Below are 17,248 nucleotides of genomic sequence, written 5' to 3'. Positions count from 1 at the left end.
CATTAAAAGGGCCCTGCGTAAACGCAGGGCCCTTTTCGTGTCATCCTCTATTTCTATTCGGTCTCGACGGAGGCATCGCCTTTACTAGCTCGTCCAGCAGAGGGAGATGCTTATTCGCCGCGAAAGTAGCGGGGTCGAAGGGTTCCAGACGACCGTTCTCCAGCAGAAAGGCCCTGTCGCAGAATCGTCTTACCAGTCGAAGGTCGTGGGTCACGAACAGATAGGCCGTTCCCAGGTCGAATCTCAGTTCGTCCAATAGATCCAGTATTTGTGATTGGACTACCATGTCTAGGGCACTGACCGCCTCGTCCAATAGGATCAGATCGGGGCCGGGGGCCAGAGCTCTGGCTATGCATATACGCTGAAGCTCTCCACCGCTGAAACGGTCGGGGCGTTTCCCTTTATCGGAAGAGAGTAGGCCGACCTTTTTCAAAAGAGAGTCTATCTTCTCTTCTAGACGTCTACCCCTGAGCTTTTCGAAGTTTCTCAGCGGTTCGGACAGTATCTCTCTGGCCGTCATCCTGGGATTGCACGAATCCGGGGCGTTTTGGAAAACCACCTGAACGGCCCTGCGTCGGTTTTTCGATAGATGGGTTTCGGCGGAGATCGATTCTCCCATCATACGAACCTCTCCGTCGTCGGGAGACTCCAGTCCCAGCAGGATCCGTCCCATGGTGCTTTTGCCGGAACCGCTGGGCCCTATCAATCCCACGCATTCGCCCGGTCGGATCGACAGGTCTATCTCCTTCAGTACCTCCACTCTCTCTCCCTTTCGAAAGAAACCGCCTCTTCTGTAGCTTTTTGAGACTCTCGATAGCTCGATCACAGGGGTAATCTTCACGATAGGATTTCCTCCGTCTCTCCCGAGAGTTTCATGTGAGCCTCTACCAGCTCGGCGGTGTAGTCCGATCCGGGGTGATCGAACAGGTTTTCGACTGTTCCGGAGTCAACCATTACACCGTCCTTCATCACTACGACGTCGTCGGCCATCTTCGCCAGCACTCCGAGATCATGGGTCACAATTATCATCCCCAGATTTCTGCGATTTACGAGTTTTCCCAGAAGGGTCAATATTCTGGTCTGGTTTATGGCGTCCAGGTCTGTGGTTGGCTCGTCGGCCACGATGAACGGAGCCTCCGTAACCAGGGCCAGGGCTATCATAACCCTCTGAAGCATTCCGCCGCTCATCTGGAAAGGATATAGATCCAGTAACCTGGATTCCCTCGACAGGCCCACCTCTTCGAGGGCTTTGACTACGGTGGAGTAGTCGGATATGTCGTGGGCTTTCAAGGTCTCCGCAAAATGGTTTCCTACGGTGTAGACAGGGTCGAAACAGCTCACGGGGTTCTGCATGATCGAGGTGATCGAAGAGTCCAGATATTCTCTCGATTCCGTCGTCGATTTCCCTTCTATAGTTATCTTTCCGGAGGAGGATAATCCCGGCGGCAGAAGTCCCAATATGCCTAGACAGGTCAATGATTTGCCGCATCCGCTCTCTCCCAGGATTCCCAGAATCCGTCCTCTGTAGGCATCTAGAGAAATTCCCTTCACCAATTCTTTGGAACCGTAGCGTACCTTCAGGTTCCTGACGGTCAGATAGGGCGAGTTCATGCCGCAGCCTCCGTTACCAGGGCCGGGTCCAGAGAGTCTCGAAGCGAGTCTCCCAGAAGATTGCAGGCCATCACGGTGAGAAATATCATCGCTCCCGGGTAGACCATAAGTTCCGGGTGAGTCCAGATGTAGGCCCTGGCGTCGGCTATCATGACCCCCCATTCGGGAGTCGGAGGGGTTACGCCCAGGCCAAGGAAGGAGAGACCAGAAACGTGTAGCATCATATGGCCTATATCCATCGTCGCCAGTATCGCCAGTTGGGAGAAGACCGAAGGCATCATGTGGCGGAACAGTATCCCCCAGTGCCCGGTTCCAGATACCCTGGCGGCCATTATATAATCCCTGTTTCGTATGGACAGGACCATGCTTCGGACTATACGGGCGTACCAGGCCCAATGGGTCATGGCTACCGCCAGTATGACGTTGGTCATTCCGGTTCCGAGGATACCTATGAGAAACATGGCGAGGATGAACGTGGGGAAGGTAAGGAACACGTCGCAGAGTCTCATCAGAAGGGTATCGACCCTGCCTCCGAAATATCCTGCGGCGGCCCCGACGACAAACCCCGTTCCCATAACGAGTCCCAGGATCAGGCCCACCGATCCCATAGAGACTCTGGTTCCGTAGAGAAGCCTGGACAGGACGTCTCGTCCCAGATGGTCGCAGCCCAGGACATGGCCGTTTCCCGGAGGTGCGAATTTCATAGCCAGGTCGACTTCCATGGGATCCCAGGGAGTAAGACGAGAGGCTCCGACGGCGGACAGGGCTATCAGGGCTAGTAGAGCAAGCCCCACTACAGTGGTCTTCCTTAATGGCATCTCAGCTTTGTCCCCCTTCCAGTCTTATCCTCGGATCGAGCCAGGCATATAGAATATCTATCGCCAGATTCATCACCACGAATATCACCGTCATCATGAGTATGAAACACTGCATCACCGGATAATCCCTGTTGTAGATCGCCGAGACGGCGTATCGGCCTACCCCGGGCCATGAGAAGATGGTTTCGGCCACCACCGCTCCTCCGAACAGCTCGCCTATGTGCATTCCTACTGCGGTCACTATCGGTATCAGCGAGTTTACCAGTACGTGTTTTCCTATTACGATTTTTTCAGGAAGACCTCTCAGTCGACCGTAAAGTCCCCAGCGGGCGTGAAGGTTTTCCAGAACGCTTCCCCTTATCAGCCTGATGTTTATGCATATGGACATCAGAGACATCGATATGGCTGGCATTATCATGTGAGCAGGGCCCCCAAGTCCCATGGAGGGTAGCCACTTGAGCTTTATGGAGAACAGCCATATCAACAGGTACGCCAGCCAGAAACCAGGCATGGAAACCCCTGTGAAGGCCAGGAACCTGGTGGAATGGTCCGGCAGACGGTCTCTGTTGAGTGCGGCCCACATTCCCAGGGGCAGACTTACCGCAAGCGTCAGAGCCAGAGAAAACGCCGCCAGTTTCAACGTGTTGGGCATGTAGTATATGATCTCCGGAAATACCGGGTTTCCAGTCACGTAGGATTTTCCGAAATCCAGGTGGATCGCTTTCGTAGCCCAGCGTATATATTGAACTGGCAGAGACGAGTTCAGCCCCAGTTCCTCTCTGGCGGTGGCGAGGGCCTGGTCAGTCGGAGGTATCCCTGACAGGCGCAGATATGTCATGGCCGGATCTCCCTGTCCCAGTCTGAGGACGAGAAACACCACGATCGATACGATAACAAGCAATGGTATGAGCTGGGCCACTCTTTTGGATATATATCGAATCATTTTCGATATCGTGTTCTAAATACCGTTCTTCGGAAGACTTATCCGTTCGAAGGGAATATCGTAGGGAGTCGGCCTGAAGGGAATGTCCGATAAATTGCATTCCCTGTAGACTTTTATCGCGGTGGAAAACGAAAGCGGCATATATATGGCTTCTTCGTGCAGCGTCGTCAATATATACCGATAGAGATCGGCTCTTTCCTTCTCGTCCACTGTGATCAAGACTTCGGATATGCTGCGATCCAGTTTCTCCTTCATCTTCAGTCCAGACTGAGCCTGGTAATCCGCATGGGACGGGATCCTCATGGAGCTACAGTAGGATTGAGGGTCGTAGGGAGCTCCCCAGGTCGATGAAAATATCATCCCGAATTCGCCGGATTTCTGTCTCTTATAGTACGAGTCCGCCTCTTCCGCCACGAGCCTGACGTCGATTCCGATTTTTCTCAGATCTCCCTGAATGGCCTCCGCCGATGCCTTCTGGAGAGCGTTGGTCCCTATGAAACAGAAATCCAGGGTTAGAGGAGCCCCGTCTTTTTTCCTGAAGGGGGAATCGTCATTTTTTTCCCATCCGGCTTTATCCAGTATTTTTGCCGAAAGTTTGGGATCGTAGACGTATGGCTTCAGATTCAGATCGCAGTAGGGTCGGTTTTTCGCGAACAGGGTTTCCGCCGGGTATTCCATTCCTAGAAAAACGTGTTTCACTATGGCTTTTCTGTCCACCCCGTGAAGAATAGCCTGCCTTACCGAGGGATCGTCGGTGGGAAACCTGCCGGAGTTCATCGCGATGTTTCGTCCCTCGAGGGGGCCGGACAGACCTGTGACGATACCGTCCATGGAACGGTAGCGATTGAAGGTCTCCATGTCTATCTGCCCCGTGCTAGCTCCGTATATCAGGTCTATCTCTCCGGTCTCGAATGCCAGCGCTCTTGCGGTGGGGTCCGATATAACCTTGACCATGATCTCGTCTACGTCTTGTTTGCCCCTCCAGGAGTGAGGATTGGCCTTAAAAAGGTCGTATTCTCCCTTTTTAGACTCGACTAGCATCCAGGGTCCGGTTCCGATAGGGGCCTTTATACTCTTGGAAGTATCTCCGTCGTCGGGAAATGCCGAGGGAGACAGGAACCTGAAAGGTCTTATCAGGCTCAGTTCGGCCAGAGCCGGGTAGTACGCGTTTTTCAGCGTCAGCCGGAAGGTGTGTTCGTCCACCGACTCCCAGCCATCGATCTGAGTGACCAGGTCCATCCATTTATGTCTTTTCTCGTTAGCCTTTATGGCGTCAAAATTCATCACCACGGCCTCGGCATCGAAAGGCGTGCCGTCGGAGAACTCCACCCCCTCTCTGAGTCTGAAGGTATAGACCTTGCCGTCCGGAGAGATGTCCCAGGACGTCGCCAGAGCGGGACTGTAGGATCCGTCTTCCTCGTACTCCACCAGAGGGTCGTACACCATGCGCTGGGCGTACATCTGACTTGGACTGTACATATGAGGTAGAAGGGGTCCGGCGTAACTGGGCCACGAATACACGACCCTCGTTTTTTTCGAGCTTTCCTGTGCCCAAACGGCCGTGGACAGAACGATCGCAGAAAGGGCGACGGCCAAAGAAATTAACAACCTTGATCTTCTCATGTTTTTGCCTCCTATGATCAGTGTTATGAATTTCGTAGAGTGTAACTAGGGAGGTGCTTAGTGTCAAATAAATAGAAATAAGTAGCACGAATATGCCTGGGTTCAAAGTCCCATTCAATTTCCATTGCAGGTGGTACAATAATTTAAATAAGAAAAGTAAGGGAGGTCTCTTTCGTGAGTGGACAGGCAGACATCAAGGGGTTGTCCGTAGGCGTTCAGGTAGTGGTGGTGGTCGGCGTCATAATAGCCGTCCTGCTTGCGGTGGTAGTAGGAGTGGCGTCCGTCAGGGCCGGAAGGATGTTGGAGCGGACCATAGACGACGGAGGTCTGGGGTTCGTCGAAAGCCTCCAGACCGGGGTGGCCCAGGAAATAGAGACCCTGAGGATCAGCAACCGATCCTACGTAAACATAGTGGTCCAGAGGCTGGCCAGCAAGAGGGTCTTCGAGAACCAGGAGACTATCCCTATCGGCGATCGTCAGGTACCTAAGATCTTCATAATGGACGACGGACTACAGCAGATAACCGGAGACGAGATGCTGGTCCAGGAATGGCAGAACGCCATGGGAAGCCAGTTTTCCGTCCTGCAGGTGGTGGACGAAGGCCTGGTCCGCGTCGCCACTACCCTCAAGGATTCCGACGGCAACGTCCTGTGGGGAAGTCTCTACGACAAGGCCTCTCCTCTGTACAAAGCCACCGTGGAGAACAAAGGAGATTACGAGGACATCGTAGAGATAGACGGAGTACCTCATCTGGCCTGCTACAAGGCCGTGATCGATGCCGACGGCGACGTCAGGATGGTAGTCTTCTCCGGAACTTCCCTTCAGACCGTCGAATGGCGCGTGGCCTACTCCAGCCTCGGAGAGGGGAGCTACGGCATAATCTTCGACAAAGACGGAGCGGTGGTCATCCATCCCAAGTTGGAGAGGGGAGTCTCCATGTCGGAGAGCTGCCCTCCCCTCTGGAAAGCCTGTAAATCGGCGGGGCTTTTCGACACGACCGAGCCAGTGAGGTTTGAATACGACTTCGAGGGCCGTAGGTCCATGGGCTACGTCCAGAAGGTAGAGGGAACCGACTGGTACGCCATGATGGTGGTCAACGCCGACCTTGCCATGGCCCCGGTCGGAGCCATGAAGAGAGGACTCCTGCTCTGGACCCTGCCCCTGGCGGTGGTCGGCCTGGTCCTTCTGGCCTTCGCCGTGATCAAGCTGATGTCTCCTCTTAAGGAGGTCGTGACGGTTGCGGACCGCATAGCCGAGGGAGACCTGTCCATGGAGATAAGCGGAGACTCGTCCAACCGCAACGAGATAAAGAAAGTCATGGCCGCCTTCGGCCGCATCCTGGAGGAATACCGGGCCCTGGTTCAGAAGGTGGAGGACATGAACCGCCGGATAGCCGAAGGATCCAAGGCCATGAACGAAATATCCCGAGACGTCCACGAATCGCTGACCTCGGTGGACGAAGCCTCCAAAGCCGTCGCCGAGATGGTGGACTCCATAGCGGCCTCCGCCGAGGAGACCAACGCCGGAGTGGAGGAAGTATCCTCCGGAGTCGCCAGCTCCACCCAGGTCGTGACCGAGTTGAGCGAACAGGCCAGCGTGGTATCGGAGAACGCCGAGGAGGGGCGCAGATCGGTCGAGGCGGTGACGGACGGAACCGGCAAAGCCGGAGAGGTCAGCGGTCGGGTAGAGGAAGCAGTGGCGGAACTTGGCAAATCGGTGGAGGGAATAAGCGGCTTCGTCAACACCATAGCCACCATAGCGGACCAGACCAACCTATTGGCGCTGAACGCCGCCATAGAGGCGGCCAGGGCCGGAGACGCCGGTCGAGGCTTCGCGGTAGTGGCGGAAGAGGTCCGTAAACTGGCGGAGGAAAGCAACGAAGCCGCCTCGAACATCCGTAGGGTCATAGAGGAAGTCCAAAAGGACATGTCCGTAGCCGCGGAGGACACCAGGGAAGCCGGAACAGTCATGGCCGATCTGCTGGAGCGTTCGAAACAGGCGGCGGCCAAGATCTCGGAGGTGACGGGAGGAGTGGCCTCCATGGCGGAGGGAATCCAGTCCATAGCGGCCGCCTCGGAGGAACAGACCGCCAGCACCCAGGAGATAGCCCGGGCCATTGATACCATAGCCTCCATGCTCAACGGAGGCCGAGACTCCGCCAAGGATACCGAGAGGGCAGCCAAGGAAATGGCCTCTCGCATGGAGAACCTTCAGATGATAAGGGAGGACCAGCATAACCAGCTCGTAGAGCTGCGGGAGCTGACCTCCATATACCGCCTGAAGCCCTCGGATGGAACCCCCCCGGCGATAGAGGGATAGATCCACGGAAGGTATGTTGTTTGCCTGTTTTTAAATACCATGGTATGCTTTTAGCAAGTAGATGCTTAAGATCGATCCGTCGAAGGAGGTGTCTCCATGGGTAAGGTTCTCGTTCAAGCGAAGATAGACGACGGAATTAAAAACGAAGCGGTAGAGATATTTCAGACGTTGGGAATCGACACGGCAAGTGCTATAAGGATGTTTTTCCATAGTGTCGTCAACGAGGGAGGTTTACCTTTCGACTTGAAGGTTAAAGACCCCTTTTACTTTCCTGCTAATATGGAACGTTTGAGGAAATCTATCGCATCGTTGGAGGCAGGGAAGGGCTCTTCCCACGAACTGGTGGGTACGGAAGATGATAAAGACCTGGTCTGAAAGGCGATCTTGCCGGTTGGTGGAGTCGCAGGATAAATCGTTTCGACAGAATCGTCTACAGGATAAACGGTGGTGCTATAGAGATAGCATAGTGCCGATCCCATTACGGTTCTAAGGATAGCGCTATAAACTGGAGTCCCGATAAAAACGCAAGTTAGACGAAAAAGAGAGAGGCCCGGCCGGGCCTCTCTCTTTATTTGGGAGCGAAGGTCGATTCCTCTCGAAGAGCCTCGAAAAGCTCTCTCTCTCGATCTGTCAGCTTCTCCGGAATCACGATCTCGATCTTCACGTAAAGATCTCCGTTGCCGCTGCCTCTGAGGGGAAGTCCCTTTCCCTTAAGCCTCAGTCTCCTGCCGGTCTGGGTTCCCTGAGGCAGCTTTATCTTCACCGATCCGTCCAGGGTGGAAACGGCTAGAGCGTCCATCCCCAAGGCTGCGTCCCAGGGGGTTACCTTGACCGTGGTCGTCAGATCGTGTCCTCTTACCTCGAATCTGGAATCCTCGATCAACTTGACCGTGATATGCAGATCCCCTCTGGGGCTCCCTCCGGACTGCCCTCCCTGGCCTTTAAGGGTCAGCTTGCTGCCGTCGGCGATGCCTCTCGGAAGATTCACCTCCAAGGTCCTTCGTCCTCTCGGCCCCTGCAAGGTCATCTTTCTTTTTATGGGAGCTTTTGCCGCGTCGGAAAGGGGAATCTCCAGGGTCACCGACTGATCCCGTCCTCTGGATTGGCCCCCTCCTCCGAAAAACATATCGTCTTCCATGGACATACCGTCCATTCCCATCCCGCCCATGTTGCCGAAGATGGTCTTGAAGAAATCGCTGAAGCCCCCCATATCCCCGCCGAAATCCATGTGAACCCTTCTGCCCCCGGGGCCGTAGCCTCCGTATCCCTCGCCGGGAGGGGCGAAATCCTGGCCGTTCTGCCAGTTGGGGCCAAGCTCGTCGTACAGCTTTCTCTTCTTGGGATCCCGAAGCACCTCGTAGGCCTCGTTGACCTCCTTATATCTCTTCTCTCCCTCGGTGCTCTTGTTCACGTCGGGATGATACTTCTTGGCCAGCTTCCTGTATGCTCTCTTTATCTCCGACTCCTCGGCGCTTTTGGAAACGCCCAGAATCTCGTAGTAATCCTTGTATTGTACCGACATGGGACGGCCTCCCTCATCTCTTGCTTTGACATATCTTGACCTTGGGAATTATACAGTGATATCACCCCTTTGTGAACCCCCCGACCTTAAATCCCACTAGAAAGCTTGTGTTTTATCTTCCTATGGCATATACTCTTTTCGTAGGGGGAAAAGGTCTTTTTTGTGGCGACATCCGTCGCGATATCGCCATTTACTATGGAGGAGGAATGGGGAATGAATTCGACGACACTGTTGGAGGTCAACGACCTTCACGTGGAGGTCGAGGGCCGGGAGGTACTGAAAGGCGTGTCCCTGAAGATCGGCGAGGGCGAAGTCCACGCCGTCTTCGGACCGAACGGCTCGGGCAAGACGACCCTTCTGGGAAGCGTCATGGGACTCGGTAAATACCGGGTCACCAAAGGAACTATTCTGTTCGGAGGCACGGATATCACCGGTATGTCCGTGGACGAGAGGGCCCGTCTCGGCGTGGGGATGTCGTTCCAGAGGCCTCCGACCATAAACGGCGTAAAGCTCAGATCGCTGCTAGAGATATGCGACGGAGGCGACTCCGCCGAGATAGAGGCCCTTTCGGAAAAACTTAATGTAACTCCTTTTCTTGACCGAGAGGTCAACGCCGGACTGTCCGGCGGCGAGCTCAAGAGGGTGGAGCTGCTTCAGCTGCTGCTTCAGAAGCCCGAGCTGGTCTTTCTGGACGAGCCCGAGTCCGGCGTCGACCTGGAGAACATGGCCCTCATAGGGCGGGCCTCCGCGTCGGTGCTCGGCAGAGAGAGGCCCATGTCCGCCTGCGACGGATGTCCCGGAACATCCTGTAGGGTGGACGTCTCTCTGAAGGAGATGAAAGAGCTTCGCTACAAGGCGGGACTTCTCATAACCCACACGGGCCACATAATGGACTACGTCAACGTGGACAGAGGCCACGTTATGATGGACGGTCGGATAGTCTGCTCCGGAAACGCCGGGGACATCCTGGCGGAGATCCGTCGAAGCGGATACTCCGAGTGCTTCCGCTGTCTCGTAAAGGAAGGGGTGCGGAGCTGATGGACATAGATAGAAAAGCCTACGGACACAGGGCTCCCGAGAGGCCCGATCTGGCCAGACTGGCGGACCTTCCCGAGGAGGACAAAGCCACACTGGTCCGAAGCGGAATAGACCCGAACGCCCAGGTCTCCGGCAGCTTCATGCTGACAGACAGCTCCACCGTTCACTGTAATTGCTCCGACCCCAACGTCGAGGTGCTTCCTATGCAGACCGCCATGGACCTGCACGACGGCCTGAAGGAATACAGCTGGAAACTCATGGAAAAGGAATCGGATCAGGTCGACGGAGGCTATTTCATAAGGTCCAGGCCTGGAGCCACCGTCACATATCCGCTCCAGACCTGTCTCTACCTGGCGGAGGATCGATCCGCCCAGGACGTCCACAACATAGTGATAGCCGAGGAGGGCTCCACTCTCAATATACTGAGCGGCTGCGCCTCCGCTCCGGGGGTGAGGTCCGGTCTCCACGTGGGGATATCGGAGATCTACGTCAAAAAGGGAGCGACTCTGTCGTTCACCATGGTCCACAACTGGGCGGAGGAAATGGCGGTCCGTCCCAAGACCAAGATAATGGTGGAGGAAGGGGGAACCTTCATCTCCAACTACATATGCCTGAAACCGGCCAAGGACCTGGTAATGTACCCCACGGCGATCCTTAACGGCGAAGGGGCAGTGGCCACCTTCAACAGTGTCTTTCTCGCAACACCGGGATCCACCATAGACTCGGGGTCCAGGGTGATACTGAAGGCCCCCGATACCAGGGCCGAGGTCGTCTCCAGAGCCGTCTCCATGGGCGGAAAGATATACGCCAGGGGGCATCTGGTGGGAGAGGTGCCGGGAGTGAAGGCCCATCTGGAGTGCGACGGCCTCATCCTCTCCGATAGCGGACTTATCCACGCCATTCCCGAGCTGGAGGCCCGCTGCAACGACCTGGAAATGTCCCACGAGGCGGCTGTAGGGAAGATAGCCCAGGAGGAGATAGAGTATCTCATGGCCCGGGGGCTCTCTGAGGAGGACGCTCGGTCGCTCATAATAAAGGGATTCCTGTCGCTGGACATAATGGGCTTGCCCGACGAACTCAAGAGAGACATGGAGGAAACCATCCGCAAGGCCGGATCGGAAGGAGCCATGTAACATCCGAAAGGACGGAGGTATAGCCATGATGAGTCATTTGCTCAAGGTGCCTGATATGTCCTGTGCCCACTGTGAGGCCAGGATAACCGCCATACTGGAAGAGATGAAGGTTCCCAGTTTCTCGGTAAACCTGTCGGAAAAGACCGTCACGATCGAGACCGACGACCTTAAAAGGGTGATAGAGGCCCTCGACGACGGTGGCTACGAGGCCGAGGAGATCTAGCGGGGGAAACCCCGCTTTTTTTGTCTTATGAAATACGGACGTTTCCTGTGGGTCTCGTTTCTCGGAGGTATCGCCAGAGGCGTAGGCTTCGCCCTGGGCCTGACCGTTGTGGCGGCGGCCCTTCTTTGGGGACTGGTCGGGTTTCTCAAAACAGTGGTGGACTGGAACCTGCCCTTCGTCGGTAAATACGTGGCCCAGTTTCTGCAGGTGGTAAACGATCAGATGCATCTGCTTCAAAACGGCGTCAGGTAGGGCATATGAGAAAGGATGAGGACATGGAAGAGGAGAAAAGGAGCGTATCGCTCACAGTGACGGGGATGACCTGTGCATCCTGTTCCAGAATAGTGGAGAAAAGGCTTTCAAAGATCGACGGAGTCGCTTTCGCTGCGGTCAACCTGGGTACGGAGACGGCATTTGTCGTTTTGGAAAAGGACGTTCCGCTGGAGACCTTGGAGGAGGCCGTGACCAAGGCGGGATACGGCGTCTCTCGGGAGAGACCGGCGGATCTTGAGAGCAGACGGTACTCCGAGGCCAGACGTAACCTTATCCTCGCTTGGGTCGTCACAGGTCCCCTGATGGCCCTGATGATACCTCACATGGTAGGCTATCATGTCTTTGGATATCACTGGATGGAGATAGCCGGAGGAGCCTTGGTGATATTCGGCGCCGGATGGCGTTCTCTCAGAGGGGCCTGGATAGCCCTCAGCCACGGACACGGTAACATGGATGTGCTGGTCTGTCTCGGAGCCCTGGCGGCGTGGTCCACGGCCATACTGGCTCAGTCCGGCGTCGCTGTATCCTCCTTCGGGGCGGTGGGGGCCATGATAGTGGCCCTTCACGTCACGGGACGGTTTATAGAGTCTCACCTCAGGGACAGGGCCTCCAAGGAGATCAGGGCACTTGTGGGATTACAGGCCCGGGAGGCCAGAGTGGTCCGAGACGACGGAGAGGTCACAGTTCCGATAGAGGCGGTTTCGTCAGGGATGGTCCTGTCGGTTCGTCCGGGAGAAAGGATACCTTCAGACGGAGTCGTGCTATCCGGTCGCTCCGCCGTGGACGAATCCATGATAACAGGGGAGCCCATGCCGGTGTCCAAGGAAGAGGGGCACGAGGTTACGGGGGGATCCGTCGCTGTGACGGGATCTTTGAAGATAGAGGTTACCCGCACCGGAGAAGACACGTTTTTGTCCAGGATGATCGCCCTCATAGAGGAGGCTCAGGGAGCCAAGATACCCATACAGGCCTTCGCAGACAGGGTGACCGGAGCCTTCGTGCCGGTTGTTGCCTCTCTGGCCTTGGCATCCGGTTTGTTCTGGTATCTCGGGGTGGACCGTTTTGGATGGATACTGGACCAGGCATCTCGCTGGATACCCTGGGTCGTCTCCGCAAGAGATCCCCTCTCGGTGGGGCTCTTCGCCTTCGTCACTACCATAGTGATAGCCTGTCCCTGTGCCCTTGGGCTGGCTACCCCCATGGCCCTCATAACCGGAACCGGCGCCGCCTCCAGAAAGGGCATAGTGATAGGCAACGCCGAGGCCATACAGACCGCCGGAGACGTAACGGTGGTGGTGCTGGACAAGACCGGCACCCTGACGGAGGGACACCCCGAGGTTACCCGGATATCTCTGGATTCCCGCTCTCTGGCCGTGGCTGTGGCCATGGAGTCGGCGTCGAATCACCCTCTTGCCAAGGCCATAGCCGCTCTGGACGCCGACCCCATAGACATGGAATCGGTGGAGGAGATAGCCGGAGAGGGGCTTACCGCCGTAGTGGACGGCGAGACCTGGACCCTGGGACGACCGAAGTCCATGGAAAAATACGAGGAGATGACCCAGGCTGGCCGGACCGTGGTGGAGGTCCGAAAGGAAGGCGAGGTCATGGGATTTCTGGCCCTGGAGGACCCTATCAGGCCGGAGTCGGTCGACGCAGTGTCGGAGCTTAAAAAACTGGGCATAAGGCCGGTGATGGCCACCGGAGATAACCGAGGCGCCGCCGAGCTGGTGGCGGACGCCGTCGGAATAGATCGGTCGAACGTCCATGCCGGTATTAAGCCGGAGGACAAACTGGCCATAATCCGATCCGAGCAGAGCAGGGGCGGCAAGGTCCTGATGGTGGGAGACGGCATGAACGACGCCGCGGCCCTCAAAGGCGCCGACGTCGGTGTCGCGGTAGGGTCCGGTACCGACCTGGCCATCGACAGCGCCGACATGGTCATAGTCTCCGGAGGAGCGGAACGCATCGCCCAGGGAATAGCCCTTTCCAGAAAGACCTTCTCCGTCATAAGACAGAACCTGTTCTGGGCTTTCGGCTACAATTTACTGGCGCTGCCCCTGGCCATGGCGGGATTGCTTCATCCGGTGGTGGCCGAGGTCGCCATGACCTTCAGCTCCATATCGGTGATACTCAACTCCATGAGGGTCGGTCGTTGACAAATATACCCCCTTAGGGTATATTTGATGCGAATTCGAGAGGGGGTCGTTCGATCGTGAGCGGAAAATCCATTCGCTGGATATCGGCGTTCGTTTATGGTACCGTTATGATAGTAGGATGGTGGTATCCCGTAGTCGCTCTCGCCGCTTTCCTCCTGATGGGGTTAGCCCTTTTGGCGGGGAAACGCAAAAAGTGGTGCGGTTCTTACTGTCCTAGAGGAAGCTTTCTCGACCTGGTGATGAAGAGAATCTCGCCTAAGAAGCCCGTTCCCAGGTGGATGACGGGAAAGAGAATATGGTATATATCGATAGCGGTCTTCCTGTTCATGTTCGGTTTTCAGATAATCGTCAGCGGACTGCTGGAGAGTTTTTCCTGGAAATTGATGGGAAAAGTAGCCTACAGGATGTGTTTCGTCACCTCCATGGTGGCGTTGCCTTTGGCGTTGTGGAGAAACCATCGGGCCTGGTGTTCGATCTGCCCGGTGGGTAACCTGTTAAGACGTTAGTCATAGCATATTTTTCAGCCGAAAAAAGGAGGAGTCGTAATGACCGTAAAAGTTTACTCGACCCAGAGCTGTATCTGGTGTAAGAGAGTCAAGGAATATCTTACGGAGAAAGGCGTGGAGTTCGAGCCTGTAGACGTAGGAGCAGATAGAGAGGCAGCGAAGCAGATGGTCGCTAAGACCGGTCAGATGGGGGTTCCCGTCATAGACGTGGACGGCCGCTTCATAGTCGGTTTCGACAAGGCGGCGTTGGACGAAGCCCTGGGGCTTTAGGTTAATACGATAATATATGTTTTTCGGCGGAGAGATGCTCTCCGCCGATTTTTTTATCTCTCCCTCGATCCGGAGTTTTTATACGGAGGACCTCTCGTGATAACATATAAAGATAAACGAGAGAGGAGCGAGAGCGCTTGAACTTGAAAAAAACCTTGGCGATGGTAGCCGGTTTAACGTTGTTGGTCGTGGCGGTCTTTTTCGCCGCGGAGCTTTACGATCACCGATCCATATCGGGGACGGCGGCCTACAGGGAGAGGATAGTCCTTCCCGATGGGTGTCGTTTCATAGTGATACTCTCGGAGGAAAAGGACGGATCCAGGGTTCCCGTGGCGTCGGTATCTCGAAACCTGGAGGGCGAACAGGTCCCCCTCTCCTTCGAGCTGTTTTACAGGGAAAAGACGATATTGGAAGGAGCGGTCTACTCGCTTTTCGCTAGAATAGAGAGCGGGACGGGAGAACTGTTGTTCGTCACTAAGGACCCGGTTCCCATACCGAAAGACGACGAGCCTGTCGAGATAATGTTGATATCGGTGAGATGAAGAAACCGCCCTGCGAGTCCACGCAGGGCGGTTTCTTTTAGGGAGGGCCTTCTTGACTGGGCTTGAATGCTCCCTCGACCGATATAAAAGCCACTGTCAGATCGATTCGATATCCCTTCTCGAATAGTCCGGCTATTTTCATCTTCTCCTGTACAATGTAACCTGTAGGTAATACCAAATTGGTAAAAGGAGATGGCTTTTTTTGAAGGGGTTTCGTTTATCTGTGGGGAAAAAGATAGGCCTCACCATGGTGCCTATTCTGCTGATCATGGTTATCGCTGTGGCTATCCCGGCCTGGCGGCTTTTCTCGAACGCTTTCGTGGATCAGGCGGAGGAGCAGGCGATGGCCGGGGCTATGGGGCTTCTGAACTCCATGGAGGTCGCCGGAAAGAGGGCTATGGACGGGGCTCTCGCCTTGTCGTACAGGCCGGATCTGGTCGAGGCCATAGACGGAGGAAACAGGGATGAGATCGTTCGGATGGTCTCGCCGATCCTCGCGGAGCTGAAGCTGGATTTCGCCACGGTGACCGATTCGAAGGGTGTTGTCTTGGCGAGGACCCATTCGTCCGACCGCCTCGGCGATTCGGTGTCGGACCAATCCAACGTGGCCTCAGCCCTTGGTGGAAAGGCTTCCTGGGCGCTTGAGAGAGGTTCCGAGATTCCCTTCTCCGCCAGGGCGGGGGCTCCCATCTTCAGTGAAGGAAAGGTCATAGGCGTTGTGTCCGCCGGAATAAGGATGGACGATATGGCTTTCGTGGACGAGGCTAAGAGGCTGTTCAAGGTGGACGTCACCATATTTCTGGGAGACAAGAGGTTCATGACCACCATAGTGAAGGACGGCGATAGGGTGATCGGAACCTCTCTGGATCCTAAGATCGCCGATATCCTGCTTAAAGAGGAACGCTCCTTTACCGGTCCCGCCTCCATACTTGGCATACCTTACGTTACGGCCTACGAGCCCATAAGAGATGGCGACGGCCAGGTCGTAGGGATATCCTTCGCCGGTCGTTCCGTAGCGGCCTTGAACGGCGTTAGAAATCATATTCTTGCCGTTACCGCCGGAATAGGTATCGCCGCACTGCTCCTAGCCATGATGGCGGTGGCCTTGGTGGTCAAGAGGATACTTCGTCCTCTCGGGCCCATGGCCGGTTTGGCTCGAGCGATGGCCCAGGGCGATCTGACCTTTCGTTCCGACGTATCCCAGAGCGACGAGTTCGGCGATCTGGCCTCCGATATGGACCATATGGTGGACGAGCTGAACGGCCTGCTGTCGATAATAGACCGTTCCGTCGGCGATCTCACTTCATCGGCGGCTGCTCTGAGCGAGTACTCCGGCGAGGCGGGGGCCGCCATGGACGAGGCCAAGGGGCTGGTAGAGGACACGTCTCGATCGGCGGACGAGAACTCCGATTCCCTCGGGCAGATCAACGGGGGTATAGAGGAGGTGGCTGCCAGCGCTACCTCGGTGGCTTCAGCCGCTACCGAGGGCGCCGAGGCCGCCACCACAATGGGGGCCACCGCCGAGGAGGCCGTCGCTGAGGTAGAGAGGGTTATCGAGGAGATAAAGACCGTTACGTCCGCTTCCAAGGAAGCCATGGACACCATGAAGAGTCTGGGCCGGTCGGTGGAGGATATAGCCGGTTTCGTGGCCACAATAACGGCTATAGCCGACCAGACGAACCTCCTGGCTCTCAACGCCGCCATAGAGGCTGCCAGAGCGGGAGAGGCCGGTAGAGGCTTCGCGGTAGTGGCGGAGGAGGTCCGAAAGCTGGCGGAGGAGAGCAACCAGGCGGCGCAGCAGGTCGGAGGTCTTATAGAGGATCTAAAGGAAAAATCCCGAGAGTCTATGGAGGAGAGCCATCGTTCCGCCGAATCTCTTGAGTCCACGTCCGAGAGGGCCTCGGTGGCCCAGTCTCGTCTGGATCGAACCCTTAAGGCGGTGGGAACGGTAAACCAGGCCATGCAGAACGTGGCGGCCGGAGCTGAGGAGCAGGCCGCGTCCGCCCAGGAGATGGAGCACTCGGTGGAGAAGGTCTCTCAGGGAACCAGAGGTGTGGCCGAGCGGATGGAGCGCATTCTCTCGACGGTGGAGGAGACGTTCAGGGCTTCAGATGGGGTCTCCAAGGAATCGGAACGATTGGCCTACGATGCCAAGAGCCTGGAGGAGATGTTGAGACGCTTCAAGCTGAGGAAGGGTGAAACGGGATTGGTCCCGTCGGAGAAGGACAGCTAGATAAAGATAAAAGTAGCGGGCGCCGGGAATCAGGCTGT

18 protein-coding genes are annotated in these 17,248 nt (G+C 56.0%); 12 read left to right on the top strand and 6 right to left on the bottom strand.

Features of this window, described 5'->3' with window-relative positions:
- Positions 1-40: 40 nt before the first annotated feature.
- From L2W48_RS09225 to nikA, 5 genes are read right to left on the bottom strand one after another with little or no spacing between them, the layout of a single operon-like run.
- Complete coding sequence (locus L2W48_RS09225; protein WP_236100214.1) at positions 41-841, bottom strand: ABC transporter ATP-binding protein; 801 nt, start codon at positions 839-841, stop codon at positions 41-43.
- Positions 838-1,611: an ABC transporter ATP-binding protein gene (locus L2W48_RS09220; protein WP_236100213.1), complete on the bottom strand. Its 774-nt coding sequence runs from the start codon at positions 1,609-1,611 to the stop codon at positions 838-840. The genes L2W48_RS09225 and L2W48_RS09220 overlap by 4 nt, the downstream gene beginning before the upstream one ends.
- Positions 1,608-2,429, bottom strand: coding sequence for a nickel ABC transporter permease subunit NikC (gene nikC / locus L2W48_RS09215; RefSeq protein WP_236100212.1), 822 nt, complete (start codon positions 2,427-2,429; stop codon positions 1,608-1,610). Before nikC ends, L2W48_RS09220 begins: the two co-directional genes overlap by 4 nt.
- 1 nt (position 2,430) lies before the next feature.
- Positions 2,431-3,372, bottom strand: coding sequence for a nickel ABC transporter permease subunit NikB (gene nikB, locus L2W48_RS09210; RefSeq protein WP_236100211.1), 942 nt, complete (start codon positions 3,370-3,372; stop codon positions 2,431-2,433).
- Between the two features lie 15 nt (positions 3,373-3,387).
- Complete coding sequence (nikA, locus tag L2W48_RS09205; RefSeq protein ID WP_236100210.1) at positions 3,388-4,995, bottom strand: nickel ABC transporter substrate-binding protein; 1,608 nt, start codon at positions 4,993-4,995, stop codon at positions 3,388-3,390.
- A gap of 174 nt (positions 4,996-5,169) precedes the next feature.
- Between nikA and L2W48_RS09200 the strand changes: the two genes are divergently transcribed.
- The 3 genes from L2W48_RS09200 to L2W48_RS13040 all read left to right on the top strand — a co-directional run bounded on the left by L2W48_RS09200 (position 5,170) and on the right by L2W48_RS13040 (position 7,781).
- Positions 5,170-7,314 (top strand): methyl-accepting chemotaxis protein, encoded by a 2,145-nt coding sequence (locus L2W48_RS09200; protein ID WP_236100209.1) that lies wholly within the window; start codon positions 5,170-5,172, stop codon positions 7,312-7,314.
- A 96-nt stretch (positions 7,315-7,410) separates the two neighbouring features.
- Positions 7,411-7,689, top strand: coding sequence for a type II toxin-antitoxin system RelB/DinJ family antitoxin (locus L2W48_RS09195; protein ID WP_236100208.1), 279 nt, complete (start codon positions 7,411-7,413; stop codon positions 7,687-7,689).
- Positions 7,686-7,781 (top strand): type II toxin-antitoxin system YoeB family toxin, encoded by a 96-nt coding sequence (locus tag L2W48_RS13040; protein WP_268906642.1) that lies wholly within the window; start codon positions 7,686-7,688, stop codon positions 7,779-7,781. Before L2W48_RS09195 ends, L2W48_RS13040 begins: the two co-directional genes overlap by 4 nt.
- A 101-nt stretch (positions 7,782-7,882) precedes the next feature.
- Here L2W48_RS13040 and L2W48_RS09185 read toward each other — a convergent pair whose 3' ends face one another.
- Positions 7,883-8,836, bottom strand: a complete 954-nt coding sequence (locus L2W48_RS09185; protein ID WP_236100207.1) for a DnaJ C-terminal domain-containing protein — start codon at positions 8,834-8,836, stop codon at positions 7,883-7,885.
- A 213-nt stretch (positions 8,837-9,049) separates the two neighbouring features.
- Between L2W48_RS09185 and L2W48_RS09180 the strand changes: the two genes are divergently transcribed.
- The 9 genes from L2W48_RS09180 to L2W48_RS09140 all read left to right on the top strand — a co-directional run bounded on the left by L2W48_RS09180 (position 9,050) and on the right by L2W48_RS09140 (position 17,210).
- Positions 9,050-9,874 carry an ABC transporter ATP-binding protein gene (locus L2W48_RS09180; RefSeq protein WP_236100205.1) on the top strand — a complete coding sequence of 275 codons (825 nt, stop codon included), beginning with the start codon at positions 9,050-9,052 and terminating at the stop codon, positions 9,872-9,874.
- Entirely contained in the window at positions 9,874-11,007 is a 1,134-nt protein-coding gene (locus tag L2W48_RS09175; protein WP_236100204.1) for a SufB/SufD family protein, read from the top strand. The genes L2W48_RS09180 and L2W48_RS09175 overlap by 1 nt, the downstream gene beginning before the upstream one ends.
- A gap of 25 nt (positions 11,008-11,032) precedes the next feature.
- Positions 11,033-11,230, top strand: a complete 198-nt coding sequence (locus L2W48_RS09170; protein WP_236100203.1) for a heavy-metal-associated domain-containing protein — start codon at positions 11,033-11,035, stop codon at positions 11,228-11,230.
- Between the two features lie 27 nt (positions 11,231-11,257).
- The gene (locus tag L2W48_RS09165) at positions 11,258-11,482 is read left to right on the top strand and encodes a DUF5665 domain-containing protein (RefSeq protein WP_236100202.1); all 225 of its coding nucleotides are present in this window, start codon (positions 11,258-11,260) and stop codon (positions 11,480-11,482) included.
- Positions 11,483-11,487: 5 nt separating this feature from the next.
- A complete protein-coding gene (locus L2W48_RS09160) occupies positions 11,488-13,659 on the top strand; it encodes a heavy metal translocating P-type ATPase (protein WP_236100201.1) in 2,172 nt (723 codons plus the stop codon).
- Positions 13,660-13,715: 56 nt separating this feature from the next.
- Complete coding sequence (locus L2W48_RS09155) at positions 13,716-14,165, top strand: 4Fe-4S binding protein (RefSeq protein ID WP_236100200.1); 450 nt, start codon at positions 13,716-13,718, stop codon at positions 14,163-14,165.
- A gap of 39 nt (positions 14,166-14,204) precedes the next feature.
- Complete coding sequence (locus L2W48_RS09150) at positions 14,205-14,435, top strand: glutaredoxin domain-containing protein (RefSeq protein ID WP_236100199.1); 231 nt, start codon at positions 14,205-14,207, stop codon at positions 14,433-14,435.
- A 137-nt stretch (positions 14,436-14,572) separates the two neighbouring features.
- On the top strand, positions 14,573-14,977 hold the full coding sequence (locus tag L2W48_RS09145) for a YbaY family lipoprotein (RefSeq protein WP_236100198.1): 405 nt from the start codon (positions 14,573-14,575) through the stop codon (positions 14,975-14,977).
- Positions 14,978-15,179: 202 nt separating this feature from the next.
- A complete protein-coding gene (locus L2W48_RS09140; protein ID WP_236100196.1) occupies positions 15,180-17,210 on the top strand; it encodes a methyl-accepting chemotaxis protein in 2,031 nt (676 codons plus the stop codon).
- Positions 17,211-17,248: the final 38 nt, after the last annotated feature.

The sequence above is a fragment of the Dethiosulfovibrio russensis genome (assembly GCF_021568855.1).
In the GTDB taxonomy this organism is placed as follows: Bacteria; Synergistota; Synergistia; order Synergistales; family Dethiosulfovibrionaceae; genus Dethiosulfovibrio; species Dethiosulfovibrio russensis.
The sequence above is the reverse complement of the archived record's forward strand: the minus strand, read 5'-3'. Positions and strand labels throughout refer to the sequence as shown.